Here is a 17,649-nt window from a genome sequence, read left to right as displayed (position 1 = left end):
GTTTGGTAGCAGTGGGCAGACTTGAACTGCCGACCTCCGGGTTATGAAGCTGATTGCAACCCTTGTGCTGCAACGAATTTAGCCCGGCATGTTGCGTCCATGTTGCGTCAGCCGAGGAGGCTGGCCTCCGCAGCGGCCATTTCGTCGGCGTCGTCTGCCTTCGGGAACAGATGGGAATAACGGTCCATCGTGAGCGCGATCGTTGAGTGACCCATGCGGTCTTGAACCGTTTTCGGCGGGAGCGCCAAGCCGCCGTCCTCTTTCCGATTGATGCACCAGGAGGCGAACCAATGTCTCAGGGAGTGCATGCCCTTGTATTTGGGCGCGAGGATCGGGTTGCCTTCCTCGTCCAGCTTCGTTGTCGGCACGGTGATACCGGCGGCGATCATTGCCGGTTGTAGGCCGCGCCGCACGATGTTCGGCAGCTGCTCGACCTTTCCCGAGCCGTTCGGAAACACGAGTCCTAGGTCGCCTTTCGGGCAGGCGAGCTTCCACTCCCTCAGCGCGTTGACGACGATCGGCGGGGCAGGGACCGTGCGCTCGCCCGATGCGGACTTCGGGGCTCCGATCTCGTTGTAGCGATCGGCGCGCTGATGGACGCGGATCTCGCGGCGATCCATGTTCACGTCGCTCCAGCGCAAGCCGCGCAGTTCGGATGCGCGCAGGCCGGTGAAGACGGCCGTCAGAATGATCGGGCGCCAGCGGCCTTCCAGCGAGTTGACCAGCGCCCGGATTTCGTCGCGCGTCGGAATATCGACGCCGACCTTAAGCTTGCCGCGCTGGCGCTTCTCTTGGCGCCGATCGGTGCCGCGGCGACGGCCACGAACGTCGCGGATGACGTTGCGGTTCACGAGCCCGCGCTCCTGCGCATCGGCAATCAGCGTTCCGAGGGACACCAGTACCTTCTTGATCATCGCTTGGGAGCGTCCCGCCTCGCGTAGTTGGTCTTCGAAGGCACGAACGTTGGGGATCGTCAGGCTCGATAGCTTCGTGTCGCCGAGGAAGGGCACAATGTGCAAACGCAGGTGGCTTTCGTAGCTCGCTGCCGACGTGCGCTCGAGGCCTGCCGCGTCCACACTCAGAAGCCACAGCTTGCCGGCAGCTGCGATCGTGGCGCTTGCCCCAGCTGCGATATGGGTTCCGTCGATCACTTCAACCGTTGTGGTTGCGGCGAACTGGTCGGCTTCCTTTTTTCGCTGGAACGTCTTGAGACGGCGCTTGCCGGTGGTGTCGGTGTAGTCGACGACCCAAGCGGTTTTCGCTTCGCCCTTGGGTGTTGTCCAGGCACGTTTGCGTACCGACATCCTACTGCTCCCCCGCGCCTCGCCTTGCGAGTTCAATTCGCAGCTCTTCGTCGGACAACCGACGAATGTTGAACTCATGCTTCTCCATCTCGCGGAGAAGGGCCTCCATAAGAGCTTTCTGATTGCGTTCCCCAACGTGGGGTCCGTCAAATGAGTCCTGAATGCGCCAGACGATTTCCGCATTCATTGAACGCTTGTTCGCTTCCGATGCGACCGTGAGCCTATCGCGAAGGCCCTGCGGCAAACGCAATGTGATCCGAACTTCCTGTTCTTCCATCGATCCTCCTGGTTCCTGCCAAGGCAGTGCGTAGCACTAAAATGACACCATGTCTTGACACCATTACGGTGTCGCACCATAGTGGTGTCACCATTAACGGCGGGTTACGAAAATGACGGATAGTACCGATAATTCCCTAGACCTTCTTTGGGGGGCCGAGGAGATCGCAAAGGTCATCAGGCGCACTCGGCGGCAGACGTTCGCGATGCTTGATAATGGGGAGCTGCCAGCCCGGAAAGTGGGCGGGCGCTGGGTGATCGAACGCGCCGAATTGGCCGCAGTGTTCACCGGCAAAGCTTCGTAGTGGCAATGCGGCGTGAAAAAGGCTCGGCAGAGGCGGCAACCCCTCCGAGCCTTGGTCTCAACAATCCCTACCAGGAGAAAGCTGTGAACGAGGAGCATCATACTACTGCGTCCGCTGGCGCGGCAAGCCTTTCGGATTCTTCCTGCCCGGTTATCGGATTGGCGCGTCTCGCGGCAGCTTTCCGGACAGACTGGCTCAGCCAAGATCGTCGCGGCCGTGAAAGCCGACGCGCTCTCAGGGTGTCGGAAGCGGGCTATTATGACGAGGCCAGAGAGAATGCCCACGACGGCGAGGACGCCGTCTGCGATCTGATTAGCTCGACCCGTGCCGTTTCGATTGAAGGTGCGGCCGTGCAAATTGGGCTCGTCATCAATCGCCTGGATGAGATTTTCGATTTCATCCCCGACGAATTCGGGCATCGCCGGGACCTTCTGCATCGCAGGATGGCGCGGCTTCTCTTCTCAGCGCTCAGCGTTGTGGAGCAGCATTCGTCGGAATCTGTTGCTCAACTGATGTGGGAGGGGTTCCCGTCGTCTTACCTGGATCCTTGGGTGAATGTCGATGAACGTCTAGCGGACCCGGCGGAGGATCGTTCATGAGCCGCACGACCTTTGTCGGGTCCGACCATCTCGGAAACCTCGCTGATCTCTGCACGCGAATTGAGGCGCATCGGGTCGCGGTGCTTGCGTTGGGCGATGCGTTCGATGCGCAGGCGCAAGATGCGATCGAGGGGGTAGACGACGATCGGTCGGAACTGTCGTCCGTCGACCGTATTGAGCGATCGGCGCTGAACGCGATCTTGCGTTGGCGTCCGCTTTCGCAGCGAGCCAATGCGATGCGCCTCCGGTATCTCTTTTGCGATCCGCTCGGTCCTTGGTACGGCTCGGCTCCAAGCTCATCGGATATCGTCTGCCTCTTGGCTTCGATGGAAGGTGCTTGAAGGATGGCGCCTGTAAATGAAGGGACCGCTCGGTCCGATGACAAATACACGCTCCGGCTTCCCGATGGCATGAGGGGTAAGCTCAAGGAGGCGGCTCAATCTGCAAACAGATCACTGAACGCCGAGATCATTCATCGCCTTGAGCGACATTCGATCGCGGCAACGGGCGAACAAAACGGTAAGCCGATTGTCCGCCTACCAACGCCAACGCAAGGCGATCTTTTCGGAGAGATTGACCTCGATACGTTGGAACGCCTTGTCGCCGTGGTTGGGCAGACAATGCGGATCTTTGGAGCGGCGTCAGCGCAGGAACTTTGGCCGAAGCTCGGCCTTCCAGACCTCCGCACCTCCTGGCAAGTTCGCGACGAAAAGCGGGGAGCGCTGCCCATCAAGGCGTGGATCGAGCGTTTCCTCCATGAGTGCTGCGAGGTCGATCCGAAGGCAGAGATCCCGTCGGCTGCTCTGCGCGAGGCCTACACATTATGGGCTCACGCCGAGGGAGCGCCCGTCGCGAAGCCCTCAAGCTTCGGTCGATACGTCGTCAACCTCGGCGTTCGGAAGCGAAAGAGCGGCGGCGCCGTTCATGTCGGCCTACGCCTTAAGGCTTCGCTTCCGGCTTCCTCCTGACCGCCGAACGTGCTACGTTCGCGGCTTGTCGACTTGCCTCTCGGCCCCGCACCCCGTTCGGGGCCGACCTGCGAAAGACAGGTTTGCTGTCTCAAGCGTCGGTTTTGGGTACGTGGGGACGCAAGCGGATCGTGAGATCGGCTTCCGACCCAAATCCACGACGGGCGAAATCCTTGTTTTGCAGGGGTTTGGACCGCTAGGGACGCTAGGGAGGCAAGCTCCAGGGTTTCCCATGTGCGCGCGATCGATCTCATTTCAGCGAGGTCGATCCGTTTCAAGTCCGAAATCCTCCCTCATGCGGAACTTCGGACTTTGCCTCCCTAGCGTCCCTAGCGGTCCAAACCCCTGCAAAATAAGGGTTTTGTGATTTTCAGATTTGGGGAGCAAGCGTTTTCCCGAACTTGCTACGTCCCCTAGCGGTACAAAAAACCCCGGTTTCTGATTTCTCACGGTTTTTTCTGTTCCATCTATTCCCCTCCAATGCGCTAAGACGACCTGTAATACAATTCAGCCACAGCGAATGTCATTTACTACAGATAACTACTTGGTGCATTGGCGATTGAACTGTTGAATATTATGGCCCTGAAGTTGAGGGGCCGAGCGTGTCGAGTTGGATCGGAAACAGGATTGGAGCGTGGCTGCGTCGTGACGCGCCGCGTGGTTACGGCCTCACCGATCCCCGCTTGCTCGAAGTCTTCGGCGCCCACGCTGCCGCCGCCGGGATCGCGGTCACGCCCGCCACCGCCATGCGTTCCACTCCGGTTCGATGCGCGGTCCAGACGATCGCCGAAGCGATCGGGCAACTTCCCATCCACGTCTTCGAGAAAAGCCGCGACGGATCGCGGGAGCGGGCCACCGACCATCCAGCCTATGCCCTCGTCCATGACGAGGCGAATGACTGGACCTCGTCCTCCGACTTCTTCGAGCAGGTGACGCGGGACGCGCTCCTGCACGGCGACGGCTTCGCGTTCATCAACCGCACGAACGGCGCCCTGCGCGAGTTCGTCCGCCTCGATCCGGTTTCCATGGCTGTGGAGCGCGACCGGAACACGGGCGAACCCCTTTACAAGATCACCGAAGCCGGGCGTCAGCGCTACATCGACCGCCGGGACATCCTCCACATCAAGGCGCCCAGCCTCGACGGCATGTCGGGCGAAAGCCCGGTCACGCTCGGCCGGGAAGCCATCTCGCTCGCGCTGGTGATGGAACAGCATGCCGCGAAGCTCTTCGCCAACGGCGCGCGGCCTTCCGGTATCCTGACCTTCCCGAACAAGCTGGGCGCCGAGACCGCGCCGCGCATCAAAGCCTCGTGGAACGCCAGCCATGCCGGCGGCAACAACGCGGGCGGGACGGCCGTTTTGGAAGAAGGCGGCAGCTTCACGGCGCTGACGTTCTCGTCGGTCGATGCGCAGTTCCTGGAACTGTGGCAGCACGTCATCACCGAGATTGCCCGGATCTTCCGCGTCCCCCCGCACATGCTGTTCGAGCTGGGCCGGGCGACGTGGGGCAACACGGAAGAGATGGGCGCGAGCTTCGTCCAGTTCGGCCTGATGCGCTGGGTGAAGGCGTGGCAGGGCGAGCTTCGGCTCAAGCTTTTCGACGCGGAAGAGCGCAAGCGTTTCTCGGTGGAGTTCCTGCTCGACGATCTCGTTCGGGCCGACATCGCCAAGCGCTTCGAAGCCTATTCGAAGGCGATCGCGTCCCGCGTCCTCAACCCGAACGAGGTTCGGGCGATGGAAAACCGCCCGCCCTACGACGGCGGCGACGTCTTCGCGAACCCCAACACGTCCAGCGGCGAGCCTGTGGCCAATCCTTCCGACGAAGGCAAGGGAGCCGCCTCGTGACCGATCATCTCGACCTTGCGGTTCGCTTTGCCGCTCCCGACGAGGCCGGTTCCTTCACGGGGCTGGCCGCCATCCATTCCGAACCCAACAGCTACGGCGAGACGATCCGCTTCGGCGCCTTCAAGCGGACCCTGGCCGAACACAAGCGCGCCGGGACCCGGCCGCTGATGCTGCGCGATCACGACCCCCGCCTGATCATCGGCGTTTGGGAAGACATCGTCGAGACCGACAAGGGCCTTTCGGTTCGCGGTCGCTTCATTCTCGACACGGTTGCCGGCGCCGAGGCCCGCGCCTTGGTGAAGGCGGGAGCCTTCAACGGCCTGTCGATCGGCTTCCGCGCCCGTGCCGATGCGCGGAGCGCGAACGGCGGTCGGGTCCTTACCGATATCGATCTCGTCGAGATCAGCGTCGTCGGCCTGCCCGCAGCGGCCAAGGCCCGCATCAAGACCATCCATTCCGCACACGGCCGCTCGTCGAGCGCGGCGGCCTTCGTCGAAGCCTGCCGGAAGGCGTCGCGCTCGTTGGAGATCCGTTGATGAAGAACCATGCCCTCATGTCGGCCGCCAGCGCCGCCGCCCTTTGCGCCGGGTTGGAAACCCGCGACGAAGGCAACGACGATCCGCTGGCCGCCGCAACCGCTGCCGTGGAAGAGCTTCGCTCCGCGAACGAGAACTTCCGCACCGAGCAGACGGCAGCGGCCGAGCGCCACGCGACGGAAGTGCGCGGTCTGACCGATCGCCTCACGTCGCTGGAGACCCGCCTGAACCGGCCCGGTGGCGGTGGTGGCAACGATCAGACGACCGGCCCCGCGCTGGAGGTGCGCGCCTTCGACACGTTCGTTCGTCGCGGACGTGAACTTCTCGGCGCCGACGAAGTGCGCGCGTTGCGCACGGATAGCCAGGTCGCGGGCGGCTACCTTGCCCCCGATCAGTTCGAGGCCACGATCCTCAAGGAGCTGGTGCGCATCAGCCCCATTCGTGCCGCCGCTCGCGTCACGTCGGTTTCGTCCGGGGCAATCATTCTGCCGAAGCGTACCGGGCGCATCACCGCGAAGTGGGTGGGCGAGGTCGAAACGCGCCCCGCCACCGAGCCGACCTATGGCCAGATCGAACTGCCGGTCCATGAAATGGCCTGCTACGTCGATGTGTCGAACCGGCTTCTGGAAGACGCCGCGGTCAACATGGAGGCCGAGCTTTCCGCCGACTTCGCGGAGGAATTCGGCCGTCTCGAGGGCGAGGCTTTCGTCATCGGCGACGGGGTGAAGAAGCCGGTCGGCATCCTGAACGACACGAGCGTGACCGGCATCCCGATCTCGGCCGCAGCCGCCAACAGCAAGGACCTGGGCGATGCGCTCATCTCGCTGATCTACGACGTGGCGGTGCAGTACCGGAACACCGGCGCCTTCCTCATGAACGGCACCACGATCGCCTTCATTCGGAAGCTCAAGGATGCCGGCGGGAACTACATGTGGATGGATTCCATCCGCGAGGGTGAACCCGCCACTCTGCTTGGCCGCCCCGTTCTGGAATCGGCCGATATGCCGGCGCTCAACGCAGGCCCGGGAACGAGCCCGGTCGTCTACGGCGACATCGGAGCCGCTTACCGCATCCTCGACCGTGTCGGGCTGACGGTCCTGCGTGACCCCTACACCCAGCAGGTGAACGGCCTCGTCCGCTTCCACGCCCGTCGCCGTGTGGGTGGTGGGGTCGTTCGCCCCGACGCCGTCCGCAAGCTCAACATCAACTGAGGGCAACCCGATGCGTCAGATCCCCAAGGCTATCACCCCCGTCGTTTCGCTCGCCCCCAATCTTCGGGCGGCAACCGCGACGGGCGCGGTGGTCGATCGTCTCGGCCATGAAGCTGCAAGCTTCCTGGTCACGACGGGAAACTGGACCGACGGGACCCATACCGTCGTGCTTCAGGAGTCGACCGACGGCACCAACTGGGCTGCGATTGCGGCGGCGAACCTCTCGGAGGCGGCGCCCGTCGTCAACGCAGCCGGGCTCGCGAACAAGTCGACGACGGTCGTTTACAACGGCGATGCTCGATACCTCCGGGCGCAAGCCGTGGTGAGCGGTTCCCCGGCGACTGGCGCTGTGGTCGGGGTCACGGTCCTCCTGTCGCGGGCTCGCAACAGCCCCGCCGGCTCTCGCGTCGTCTGAGGGCCACATGCTGACCGTCGTCGATCCCTCGGAAAGCAAGGCGCTCACGACCCTTGAGGCCGTGAAGCGCGAGCTTGGCGCGCCCGATCAGGATGCACTCCTGATGGAGATGATCCTGCGCGCCTCGGCGACGGTCGAAACCCTGTGCGGGCGCTCGTTCGCACGGGAACGGGTTCGGGAGACCTCTTCGGGTGTCGTGCGCCTCGGCGGGAGTGTCACCCTGTCCCGCTGGCCGATCGTCGAGATCCATAGCGTCACGGCCAACGGGGCCGAGATGGAGGATGACCGTTACGACCTCGACCATGGCGTTCTCACAGGCGCCTTCGGTCGCGTCGTGGTCGAGTATACGGCAGGCTACGTCCTGCCCGGTCAGGATGGGCGCGATCTTCCCCACGACATCGAGCGTGTCGTGATCGAGCTTGCCAAGAACGACTGGCACAGCCGTAGCCGGGACATGTCCATCCGCTCCGAGGACGTGGATGGGGTCTCGAACCTCTCCTTCTTCGGGTCGGGCTCGACCATCAACGCCATCACCGCGCCGCTCGCAGCTTACCGTGTGCCGGTGGCGCTATGAGCTGCGTCGATGCGATCATCGCAGCTTATCGCCGAGCCATGGACCGGCACGGCGAGGCTGTCGTGATCCAGTCCGCTCCCGTGGCGAACAGCCCCACGCCTCCGCTCGCGGGGCCTTCGCGGGCTCGCATCATGGAGTATCAGCCGGTTGAGGTCGCGGGCGGCATCACGGCAGGGATGCGCAAGGCGATCATCCTGCATGAGGACCTAGCCTCCACGCCTTATGCCTCGGGCATCGTCAAGGGTGCGCGGATCCTATGGAACGGTCGCACCCTCACGGTGGCAGAGGTGGACAACGGCACGCGCCGGCTGGCTGGCGTTCCGATCGCCTATCAGTGCCGGTTGGCGGGAGCCTGACCGATGCCGGTTCGCGCTCCCCGCATCTGCGCATGTGGCAAGACGGTCGCCAGCGGCGCTGTCTGCCCCTGCCGTACCAAGCGCAAGGCGGAGGCTGACGCGGCGCGTCCCTCTGCGGCTGCGCGTGGCTATGATCCGGCGTGGAAGCGCGTTCGTGCTGACTTCCTGAAGGCGCACCCGTTCTGTTGCTCGCCCGGCTGCAATAAGCCCTCCACCGAGGCAGATCACGTCCTCAGCGTGGCCGAGAGGCCCGACCTGCGCCTGTCGTGGTCGAACCTGCGCCCCTTCTGCAAGCCGCACCACTCCCAGCGGACCGCCCGCGACCAGGGCTTCGCCCGATCGGGCGCGCGGACCCGCGAGGCCGGGGGGGAGGGTCGAAACCTCGGGATTAGGGGGGGAGACCGACAGGGGTCCCTTCCGCGAGATAGAGCCCAAATGGATTTTTCCATTTGCAAGCATGGGGTTGACCCATGCGGGGAGTGAAACCTCACCTCGTCGTCTCAAACGAGCGGCCCCTTCCGACGGCTTCCGACGCACCAGGTTGGATGAGTGAAGACGCCCGCGAGGAATGGGAGCGCGTCTATCCCATTCTCGCCGAGCGGCGGGTGCTGACCGCTGCCGATATGGCTTCGCTGGAGAATTACTGCGTTGCCGTCGGGCGATCCCGGCACCTGGAGCGTGTGATCCAGTCGGATGGCGACGGGATCGACCTCAAGAAGATCCGCATGCAGGACAAACTCACCTCGACGGCGCGCCAGCTGGCCGCCGAGCTTGGCCTGACGCCTTCGGCTCGCTCGCGCCCTGCGCATCGCGGAAAGGAGGAAGGCGGTGGTCAAAACGACCTCTTCTCCCAGCTGGATCTCTGACGGCAGCGAAATCCCCGACCCGTTCGGCTACGGCGAGCGAGCCGTCCAGTTCCTGCGCGGCTTGAAGCATCCGAAGAGCCGCCTGCCGGGTAAGGCGTTCGAGCTGCCGCTCTGGCAGGAGCGCATCGTCCGCAAAATCTACGGCCCTTGCGACGACGAGGGACGCCGGCTGGCGCGCACCGTCGTCATTCTCCTGCCGCGCGGCAACCGCAAGACCAGCCTCGGTGCGGCGCTCGCGCTCCTGCATACGATCGGTTTCGAGCGCATTCCTGGCGGACAGATTCTGTGCGCCGCGTCCGACAAGAAGCAGGCGCGAATCGCCTATGAGGAAGCGGTCGGCATCCTCGGGCAGGATGAGCGGTTCAAGGCGGTGCTGGGGTTCCAGGATTACCGGAACAGGATCACCCATCCGAAGAGCGGAACGACGCTGGAGGCGATCTCGGCCGACGCGGGAACGCAGCACGGCCGCACCCCGACATTCGCGCTCGCCGACGAGCTGCACGCCTGGAAAAGCCGCGAGCTGTGGGACGTTCTGCGAACCGGGCTCGTGAAAGTTCCAGGCTCGCTGATGGTCGTGATTTCGACGGCGGGGCGCGGTCAGGAAAACATCGCCTGGAGCATCGTGGACTATGCCCGGAAGGTGCAGTCGGGCGAGATCGACGACCCCTCCTATGTCTCCGTCATCTTCGAGGCCGGCAAAGATGCCGACTGGCAAGACGAGGCCGTGTGGCGCGAAGTCAATCCCGGCCTTGCTGACGGCTTCCCGGACATTCATGGCCTCAGGGCGTTGGCGCGCGAGGCGCTAAGCCGCCCCGGCGACCGCGAGGCGTTCCGCCAACTGCATCTGAACGTCTGGCTTGATCACTCGTCGGACCCGTTCGTCGATATGGACGTATACGACGACGGCGCCGCGCCGATCGATCTCGACGCTTTGGCGAGACAGCCATGCTGGCTCGGGGTCGACCTGTCGTCGAACTCGGATCTGACCGTGATCGTTGCCGCGTTCCGCGACGATGGCGACGGCTTCATCGTGGTTCCGTGGTTCTTCTGCCCGGCCGACAACCTGCGCAAGCGCTCCGAGCTCGACGGGGTTCCCTATACGACCTGGGCGGAAGATCGGCACATCACGCCGACGCCCGGCAACGTCGTCGACTTCCGGCGCGTGGAAGACGAGATCCGCGACCTTTGCGACCGCTTCGACGTGCGCGAGATCGCCTTCGATCCGCACCTCGCCCGCAACATGTTGAACAACCTCCTCGAGGACGGCTTCCCGGCCGTCGAGATGCGCCAGGGCTGGGTCACGATGGCGCCCGCCGTGAAGGAGTTGGAGCGGGCGATCGTCGGTGGAGGCTTCCAGCATGGGGGCCATCCCGTCCTTCGCTGGAACTTCCAGAACATATCCGTCGAGACCGACAAGGCGGGCAACCGCATGTTCCACAAGGGCAAGAGCCGCGACCGCATCGACGGTGCGGTTGCCGCTGCCATGGCCGTCGCGCGAGCCGCAGCCGGGGACGACGAGCGCTCCGTCTACAACGACATCGGGGCACGCCCGGAAGGGTTGCTGGTGTTCTGATGCTGTACATAGATCCCGAACTTCTCCGTCACCTCCGTACAGTCCAGGACCGGGCCGACACGCTTCGCGAGCGCGTCAAATCGGAGATCGCGGTGCGGCCGAAGCCCCGCTCTCTCAACCGCCGGAAGCTCGACCATTTCATCGAAGGAGCGATGGTCGTTCTACGCACCGGTGTCCCGAGTCTCTTCCAGTATGAAGCCGCCTGTCGGCATGGTCTCCGGCGGGTTCTAGTTGAGCAAGGGTGGCGCTGGGCGGATGCCGATGCCGCCGCGAATGTGGCTGTCGCCGAGGCGCTGCGCAGGCTCGGAGCCGTTCGCCCCACTTGGTACGAGGGACAGGCAGAGTATTTGCAGAACGTCGCAATCGACCGTCACTTCTGCGCGCGATGTGGAAATCCGCTCGAAGAGGGGCGTAGCAAGTATTGCAGCCATCTTTGCGGTACCGCTGCTTCGAAGCAGCGCAACGCCTTCTTCGGAATGCAGGTTTCGCTGGCCGAGTATAAGGTGAAGCTTGCAGACCGGCGCATCGAAAAGCTGAAGGAGTGCAGCAAGGATTGCGATGCCTGTGGCAAGCCCTTCCTCGCCGAGCATCCATCGATCCGGTTTTGCTCGCGCAAATGCGGATCTAGTGAGCGTGTGAAGCACGGTGCGCGGGCGTGTGAGGGGTGCGGGGAAACCTTCATTCAGAAGAACGGCACCGCTGCCCGGTTTTGCTCCGTAGTCTGCAAGGGGAAGGCAAGTCGGAAACCAGTTCCGGAAGCTGAATGCCCCTCATGCCTATCGGTGTTCAAGTGGAAGCGGTCCTATCGACCGCAGGTATACTGTTCCACACCGTGCGCGGTTGCAGCCCGCAATGTGCCCTCGATAACATGTGAAGAGGTAGTGTGATGGCCGAGACCGTCGTCAAGAAGAAGCTCACGGTCACCGCCGACACGTCGGGCCTCGTGAAGGGCGCCGCCGACGTTCGGGAGTTCGGCCAAAGCACGAGCAAGACCGCCGAGCATCTGAAGATGATGAAGGCGCAGCTCGAGCCAGCGGCGTATCGCGCCTATGCCGCTGGTCTCAAGCCCGCGATCGAGGCGGAACGCGAGATGGGCCGGATGGCGCGACAGGTCGCCAATGACCTGAAACCGATGGCCGCGGAACTGCGTAAGAGCCAGATCGAGGCCCTCAAGGCGTCGGAAGCGCTCCAGAAGCGCACCCTGAGCGATGCGCGCGCCGCCGAAGCCCTGCGTCGGACCTATGACACGGGCTATGCGAACGCCGCGAAATTCCTCGAGGTTGAGGCACGGGTTGCGAAGGGGATCGAACAGAAGAACCTGACGATCGATCAGGGGAACGCTATCCTTGCCGGTGCAACGAAGCGCTTCAAGCAGATGAGCGATTCGATCATTCCCGCCAATCAAAACATCAAGCTGACCGGCAGTCAGGTGCAGAACCTGGGCTACCAGTTGAACGACGTGGCGACGATGCTCGCTATGGGCGCCAGCCCGTTTCAGATCATCGCCTCCCAAGGCGGTCAGGTCGTCCAGGCGCTCGGCGACGGTCCGCAGGGTGTGCGCGGATCCTTGACGGCGATCGGCTCCAGCATCGCCGGCTTCGCCCGTTCCATTCCGGCGGCCGGGTATGCCGTTGCGGGCGTCACGGCGGCCGTCGGCGCGCTCTACTACCTGACGAAGGGTCCGTCGGCCCGCACGGCGGAAGAGAGCGTTAAATCCTTCGAGACAGCCGTTCGCCGGCTGGAAGACGGCTGGAAGGGCGCGGGCGCCGCTGCCGAGGACCATTTCGCCAAGGCGCAGCGCAGCATCGCGAACAACCAGTCCACGGCCATGCTGGATACGCAGGCCGAAGTTCGCAAGCTCCAGGACGATTTGAAGGCAAGCATCCGGGACCTCAACTGGAACGACAAGCTGCCCGAGCAGATCCTCCGGGCGCGGTCGGGAACGCTGGCGCCAGCCCATGAGGAGATCCGCGAACTCTACCGCCAGCTGATGGCCGGCAAGATCGGCGCCGCCGACATGGCCGCCGCCATGCTGAAAATCCGCATGGACCCGAAGGCGGACACCTATGCGCGCAGCTTCGCCGAGGCCATCCGGCTCGGCATCGCGCCCGCCGTCGAACTGGAGCAGCGGATCAAAGCCATCGTCGAGACGACGGAGAAGCTCGGCGGCAAGGGCAAACGCGTCACGTCCGATCCGAACGGCGAAAACCCGTTCGACCTGCGCGAGCGCTTCGGCGGGGTGACGGGGCCGGCGGACCGATTCGATCCGGCATCGGGCCAGACGCTTCGCGAGCAGCTTCGCGAGCAGCGCCGAGGGTTCGAGGAATACCTCGACGCCGCCGAGGACGCGAAGCGCGCGCTGGCGAATTTCGACCTGTCCCCGGTGCGTCGGCAGATCGCCGAGACGACGCAGGACTATGACCGGCGCATCGAAGCCCTGAAGGGCGCGTCCGACAGCGCCATCGCCGTGGCCGCACTCCAGCAGGAGAAGGAGGCGGCGCTCGCCCTCATCACGAAGGAGGCGACCCGCGACGAGGAAGCCCGCCGGGCCGGGTATGCCCTCGACCTGGCATCCGTGACCGACGTGACGGCCGCGCAGAAGGCGGCGACGGCCGGACAGCGCGCCTACAACGACGCCATCGCCGCCGGCTACGACAAGAGCTATGCCAGCGCCCGGTCGGCCGAGGCGAGCGCCCTCAGTCTGGCGCAGGCCCATCACCAGCTTGCCGAAGCTGGGCAACAGCAGGCGTTGGCGACCAACCGGCAGATCGAACAGGCGAAACTGGAATACGACCTCGTGGGCAAGTCCGCCGGTGAGGTGGCCCGGCTGCGCGCCGAGTTCGAGTTGCTGGCGCAGGCGAAGGACGCGGCGCGCGCGGCCGGGTTCGACGAGGGGCAAGTCAAACTCACCGACGAAATGCGCCGGCAGGCCGCCGAGATCGGCCGGCTGACGGATGCGACCCAGCGCCTGAACTTCGAGCGTGACCTCTTGTTCGACCGCCAGCAGGCGACCCGCTCGCCCGAGGATCAGCGCATCGCCGAGCAGTTGCGCGCGATCGGGGTGGAGTTCGACAGCGCGCAGGGCCGGGCGGACGCCGCGCAGCTTCGCTTGAACGAGCGGCTGCACGCCACGAATGACGCGTTCTATGAAATGCGGGATGCCGGCAAGGAAGCGTTCCTCGACCTCATCGACGCCATCGGCGCGGGCGACGACGCCCTGAAATCCATCACCCAGACGCTCGCCGGCTTCGGCCGGCAGTTCGCATCCGCCGGGCTCGACAAGATCATGGAGAGCCTGTTCGGCGCCAAGTCGAGCAGCGGGACGCAAGGCGGCGGGGGGCTGGCGGGCGTCATCAGCGCCGTCGCCAACCAGAACATTCCGATCCCGACGCCGCGCCCGAACTTCACCTCGCCGAGCTATCCCTACTCGGACAAGTACGCCCTGCCGACCGTGACGGCCGCCGCGAAGATGACGGATGCGAGTTCGTCCCTGGCATCGGTGCTGCGCGACGGCGCGAACCGGATCGGCGCATCGGCGCGCGACCTGGGCGCGGTCATCAGCTTCGAGACCGGGGGCAAGTTCTCGACCAGCATCCGGGGCGGGGCGAACAACAACCATATCGGCCTGATCCAGTTCGGGAAGGCCGAGCAGGCCAAGTACGGCGCGGCGATCGGCCAGACGCTTTCCCAGCAGATGGACTCGGTCGTCGCCTACCTCCAGGATCGCGGCTTCAAGCCCGGTATGGACATCTACGACCTGTATTCGACCATCAACGCGGGTCGGCCGGGTCGATACAACGCTTCGGACGCGGCGAATGGCGGCACCTGGGGTAGCGTCCGCGACAAGGTGGACCACCAGTTCGCCCCGCACTACGCGAAGGCCGACAGCATCCTCAACGGCAGCAAGCGCGACCTTTCAAAGGGCGTTGCAGATGGCGTCTCGGATGGCTTGGAAGACTACCAGCGGAAGATCGGCACACCTGAAAGCTATTCGGCTGGTCGGTTCGATGCGAGCGTCCCTTCGAGCGGCTCGACCGTCGGGGGGAAGCTCCAGAACCTCCTGAATTCCCCGTTCGGGAAGGGCGCGATGAACGCCTTCGGTGCTTTCGGCGCCGGTGTGTCGGGCGGCCCCCTATCGGGTGCACTGACCGGCGGCCTGGGCGCGATCGGCATGGGCCTTGGCCCGATGGGCATCGCAGCCGGCGCTCCTGCCGGCCGATGCGGCACCCTTATTCCCACGGAAAGGAAAGCGACATGACCGCCATAAACATCGTGCTCCAGCGCGCCCGCGCGCTCGTTCTGACCGATTCCCTCTTCATCCATGGCGTCACCGGCCGGCCGTCCTTCTTCGCCGAGAAGTGCGCGGCCGTGCATGGCGCCGCCATGGCGGTGACGGCGCGCGGCGACTATCGCGTCCCTGAAATGATCGCGGGTCGGTTGCCCCAGCTCTATGCCGACATCGATTCCCTGATCGCCGACGAGGGGCAAGCGGTTCGCGACCTCTACACGAGTTGGGTGGCGGCGTTCGGCGAGCATGTGTTTCAGGCGAAGGTCGAGATCCAGATCGTCGGCTGGTCGGAAGAGAAGCGCCGGCCGCGCGGCTTCCAGCTCGTCTTCCACGACACCTGGACCGTGGCCGAGATCAGCGACGAAGGGAGCGCCGCCCCGCTTCCCGATGAATGCGAACTCGACCGCCTCGCCCTGATCGGGTGCGGCCCGGGTGTGCATTGGGATTGCTCGACGTTCGATCCGATCCGGCACGGCATCCCTTTGATGGAAGCGCAGCGCCGCATGGTGCTTCCCCTTCCGACGAAGGAGCCGGCAAGCTCGCATATCGTCGGCGGGCATATCCTCCTGACTGAAATCAACCGCGACGACGTCTCGCAGCGCGTCATCCACGAATGGCATGACGCCGAGGGCGTGGAGATCGAGCCTGCCCCGTTCGTTGCACCCGTCATTGATCCGGCCGAGCCGCCAGCCGGTATGAACCGGCAGCAGCGCCGCGCCTGGGAACGTCAAAACAGAAAGGTCGCCGCCTGATGCTCAAGGATCTGAAATCCAACCTGATGGGTTCGTTCTCCGCTCCCTCCGAACTCTTCAGCTTCGAGCCGCCCGCATCGGTGGTTGCGGCAAGGCGGGCCGTCACGGCTGCGCAGACCGTGGCGGTCATGACCGATGCCCGAGCCCTGGGGACCGCGTTTGGCCTGCGGCTCTTCGGCGACACGGTGAATGGTCTCCTGACTCAATCTCTCACCGTGATGGAGGATATACCCTCCGTCTTGGCAACCTTCGAACAGCGGGCGCATCTGATCAGCGCAGTCAACGCCATGGCGGGTTCGAACCCCAGCGATGTTGGGTATGCTCATTGGTCGGCTGCCCGCGCGGCTTATGCCGGGGAGATCCTGAAACTGGTCGCAACCATCCTGGAGGGATTTGCGCAACGCCTGGGGTACCGATCGACGCCACCCGAATGGTTGGAGGACCTTTCCGACGTGGTGCTCGCATTCGTGTTTCCCGGCTTTGGAGAAGCCCCGAAGGACGACGCTTGGCGCGAAGATTGCGCGATGCGCTATCAAGCCATTCGGCTTGCTGCCGCAGAACGTGACGCCCCCTCGTCGTGAGCGATCCGTTCGAGCGCGAAATCGCTCTCACCCTCGACGAGTTCACAAGTCCCAAGGCGCGCTCGAGGATGCTGGCGAGTTTCGCGCGCGAGCAGATCGCCAAGACGAAGGCGGAGAACGAGTTGGCGATCGGGCGGACTATCCGCCCGCCGCGTGTGTCCGTCGATGGCAAGCCAGGTGCTTCGATCGGAACCGTTCGGCCTGACGGCGTGGTGATCGCCGAGTTCAATATCGAAACGAACGCGGTCGCGTGGGTGATCCGGGAGCTTGAACTGGGGAGCCCGAAGCTCTCCGGCGCGTATCGATCGAGCCATGTCGTGTTCGCCGATGGCGTGGAAGTCTCACCCGACAAGGTGCCGACCGGGGCGGCGGAATATGTGATCGTTTCCGATCTACCCTACGCGAAGAAGCTCGACCCGAAGGACGGGCTCCCTGCGCGATCGAAGCAGGCGCCGAAAGGCGTCTATGCGGCGGTCGCTGCGGTTGCCGCACGGCGGTTCGACGACGAGGCGACGGTTCGCTTCACCTTCCGCGAAGTCCCGCTCCGCAAAGGCGGCAGCGCCCGCAATCCCGCAATCGTCATAAGGCCTGTCTGATGGCACACAGTTTGGTTGTGGAAACGATCGACGCCCATGTTCGCGCGTCGTTCGAGCACTGCCCCGTTCTCGCAGAGGATGACAACGGCGAATCGCCGGCGGACCTCGGGCCGTTCCTGGTCGTCGCCTACCCATATAGCCGATCGGAACAGGAGACCGTGGGCGATGGCGCGGACTTTGAAGAGGAAGGGGCATTCACACTGACGCTCGCCGTTCCGCGCGGGTTCGGCGTCAGACAGGCGCGAAGCTGGCTCGATGGCATGGCCGTCACACTTCGCGCGAAGCAGATCGGGCCGGTATGGTGCGCGGCACCGCAACCGGCTGTGCTCGATGACGACAGGAGCGACCAAGCCTATGTGCGGCTTATCATGGCCGTACCGTACCGCTTCCTGTTGGAGGGATGATGTCGCCCATGTCGCAAACCATGTTGCATGGATTAGCCGTCAACTTGCGGGACCCCTTGGAAATCAAGGGTATTGGATTGCAACAACATGCGACATGGACCGCTCAAGAGCGGTGGGCCGTGGAGTTCTAAGCTTATGTTTTTGCTTGTGAAAGTTTGGTAGCAGTGGGCAGACTTGAACTGCCGACCTCCGGGTTATGAA

19 protein-coding genes are annotated in these 17,649 nt (G+C 64.2%); 17 read left to right on the top strand and 2 right to left on the bottom strand.

The genetic code is table 11. The features are described from left to right. Nucleotides 1-107: 107 nt before the first annotated feature. Nucleotides 108-1,304 carry a site-specific integrase gene (locus H7A85_RS20070; RefSeq protein ID WP_182422315.1) on the bottom strand — a complete coding sequence of 399 codons (1,197 nt, stop codon included), beginning with the start codon at nucleotides 1,302-1,304 and terminating at the stop codon, nucleotides 108-110. Between the two features lie 389 nt (nucleotides 1,305-1,693). On the opposite strand from H7A85_RS20070, the gene H7A85_RS20950 reads away from it, so the two are divergent. The 12 genes from H7A85_RS20950 to H7A85_RS20010 all read left to right on the top strand — a co-directional run bounded on the left by H7A85_RS20950 (nucleotide 1,694) and on the right by H7A85_RS20010 (nucleotide 10,827). Then, complete coding sequence (locus tag H7A85_RS20950; RefSeq protein ID WP_244631301.1) at nucleotides 1,694-1,885, top strand: helix-turn-helix domain-containing protein; 192 nt, start codon at nucleotides 1,694-1,696, stop codon at nucleotides 1,883-1,885. 83 nt (nucleotides 1,886-1,968) lie between these two features. Beyond that, nucleotides 1,969-2,484, top strand: a complete 516-nt coding sequence (locus H7A85_RS20060; RefSeq protein WP_182422312.1) for a hypothetical protein — start codon at nucleotides 1,969-1,971, stop codon at nucleotides 2,482-2,484. Next, nucleotides 2,481-2,825 carry a hypothetical protein gene (locus H7A85_RS20055; RefSeq protein WP_182422311.1) on the top strand — a complete coding sequence of 115 codons (345 nt, stop codon included), beginning with the start codon at nucleotides 2,481-2,483 and terminating at the stop codon, nucleotides 2,823-2,825. Before H7A85_RS20060 ends, H7A85_RS20055 begins: the two co-directional genes overlap by 4 nt. Nucleotides 2,826-2,828: 3 nt before the next feature. After that, nucleotides 2,829-3,452 carry an Arc family DNA-binding protein gene (locus H7A85_RS20050; RefSeq protein ID WP_182422310.1) on the top strand — a complete coding sequence of 208 codons (624 nt, stop codon included), beginning with the start codon at nucleotides 2,829-2,831 and terminating at the stop codon, nucleotides 3,450-3,452. Nucleotides 3,453-4,135: 683 nt separating this feature from the next. Then, a complete protein-coding gene (locus H7A85_RS20045) occupies nucleotides 4,136-5,296 on the top strand; it encodes a phage portal protein (protein WP_182422309.1) in 1,161 nt (386 codons plus the stop codon). After that, on the top strand, nucleotides 5,293-5,832 hold the full coding sequence (locus tag H7A85_RS20040; protein ID WP_182422308.1) for an HK97 family phage prohead protease: 540 nt from the start codon (nucleotides 5,293-5,295) through the stop codon (nucleotides 5,830-5,832). The genes H7A85_RS20045 and H7A85_RS20040 overlap by 4 nt, the downstream gene beginning before the upstream one ends. Beyond that, on the top strand, nucleotides 5,832-7,043 hold the full coding sequence (locus H7A85_RS20035; protein WP_244631300.1) for a phage major capsid protein: 1,212 nt from the start codon (nucleotides 5,832-5,834) through the stop codon (nucleotides 7,041-7,043). Before H7A85_RS20040 ends, H7A85_RS20035 begins: the two co-directional genes overlap by 1 nt. A gap of 10 nt (nucleotides 7,044-7,053) precedes the next feature. After that, nucleotides 7,054-7,458 (top strand): hypothetical protein, encoded by a 405-nt coding sequence (locus tag H7A85_RS20030; RefSeq protein ID WP_182422307.1) that lies wholly within the window; start codon nucleotides 7,054-7,056, stop codon nucleotides 7,456-7,458. Between the two features lie 7 nt (nucleotides 7,459-7,465). Next, complete coding sequence (locus H7A85_RS20025; RefSeq protein WP_182422306.1) at nucleotides 7,466-8,032, top strand: hypothetical protein; 567 nt, start codon at nucleotides 7,466-7,468, stop codon at nucleotides 8,030-8,032. Then, nucleotides 8,029-8,388, top strand: a complete 360-nt coding sequence (locus H7A85_RS20020) for a hypothetical protein (RefSeq protein ID WP_182422305.1) — start codon at nucleotides 8,029-8,031, stop codon at nucleotides 8,386-8,388. Before H7A85_RS20025 ends, H7A85_RS20020 begins: the two co-directional genes overlap by 4 nt. A gap of 470 nt (nucleotides 8,389-8,858) precedes the next feature. Then, on the top strand, nucleotides 8,859-9,254 hold the full coding sequence (locus H7A85_RS20015; RefSeq protein WP_182422304.1) for a phage terminase small subunit P27 family: 396 nt from the start codon (nucleotides 8,859-8,861) through the stop codon (nucleotides 9,252-9,254). Beyond that, the gene (locus H7A85_RS20010) at nucleotides 9,217-10,827 is read left to right on the top strand and encodes a terminase TerL endonuclease subunit (RefSeq protein WP_182422303.1); all 1,611 of its coding nucleotides are present in this window, start codon (nucleotides 9,217-9,219) and stop codon (nucleotides 10,825-10,827) included. The genes H7A85_RS20015 and H7A85_RS20010 overlap by 38 nt, the downstream gene beginning before the upstream one ends. A gap of 227 nt (nucleotides 10,828-11,054) precedes the next feature. Here the strand turns inward: H7A85_RS20010 and H7A85_RS20005 are convergent, their stop codons facing one another. Continuing rightward, nucleotides 11,055-11,417, bottom strand: coding sequence for a hypothetical protein (locus tag H7A85_RS20005; protein WP_182422302.1), 363 nt, complete (start codon nucleotides 11,415-11,417; stop codon nucleotides 11,055-11,057). 296 nt (nucleotides 11,418-11,713) lie between these two features. On the opposite strand from H7A85_RS20005, the gene H7A85_RS20000 reads away from it, so the two are divergent. The 5 genes from H7A85_RS20000 to H7A85_RS19980 are packed head-to-tail and all read left to right on the top strand — an operon-like array spanning nucleotide 11,714 to nucleotide 17,448. Beyond that, nucleotides 11,714-15,085, top strand: a complete 3,372-nt coding sequence (locus H7A85_RS20000; RefSeq protein ID WP_182422301.1) for a phage tail length tape measure family protein — start codon at nucleotides 11,714-11,716, stop codon at nucleotides 15,083-15,085. Beyond that, entirely contained in the window at nucleotides 15,082-15,867 is a 786-nt protein-coding gene (locus H7A85_RS19995; RefSeq protein ID WP_182422300.1) for a hypothetical protein, read from the top strand. Before H7A85_RS20000 ends, H7A85_RS19995 begins: the two co-directional genes overlap by 4 nt. Continuing rightward, a complete protein-coding gene (locus H7A85_RS19990; protein WP_182422299.1) occupies nucleotides 15,867-16,448 on the top strand; it encodes a hypothetical protein in 582 nt (193 codons plus the stop codon). Before H7A85_RS19995 ends, H7A85_RS19990 begins: the two co-directional genes overlap by 1 nt. Further along, complete coding sequence (locus tag H7A85_RS19985) at nucleotides 16,445-17,044, top strand: hypothetical protein (RefSeq protein WP_182422298.1); 600 nt, start codon at nucleotides 16,445-16,447, stop codon at nucleotides 17,042-17,044. Before H7A85_RS19990 ends, H7A85_RS19985 begins: the two co-directional genes overlap by 4 nt. Beyond that, complete coding sequence (locus tag H7A85_RS19980; protein ID WP_182422297.1) at nucleotides 17,044-17,448, top strand: phage tail terminator-like protein; 405 nt, start codon at nucleotides 17,044-17,046, stop codon at nucleotides 17,446-17,448. Before H7A85_RS19985 ends, H7A85_RS19980 begins: the two co-directional genes overlap by 1 nt. Nucleotides 17,449-17,649: the final 201 nt, after the last annotated feature.

This window comes from Aureimonas sp. ME7 (assembly GCF_903970965.1).
GTDB lineage: Bacteria > Pseudomonadota > Alphaproteobacteria > Rhizobiales > Rhizobiaceae > Aureimonas.
Note: the sequence above shows the minus strand (reverse complement) of the source record. Positions and strands in the feature narration are given on the sequence as shown.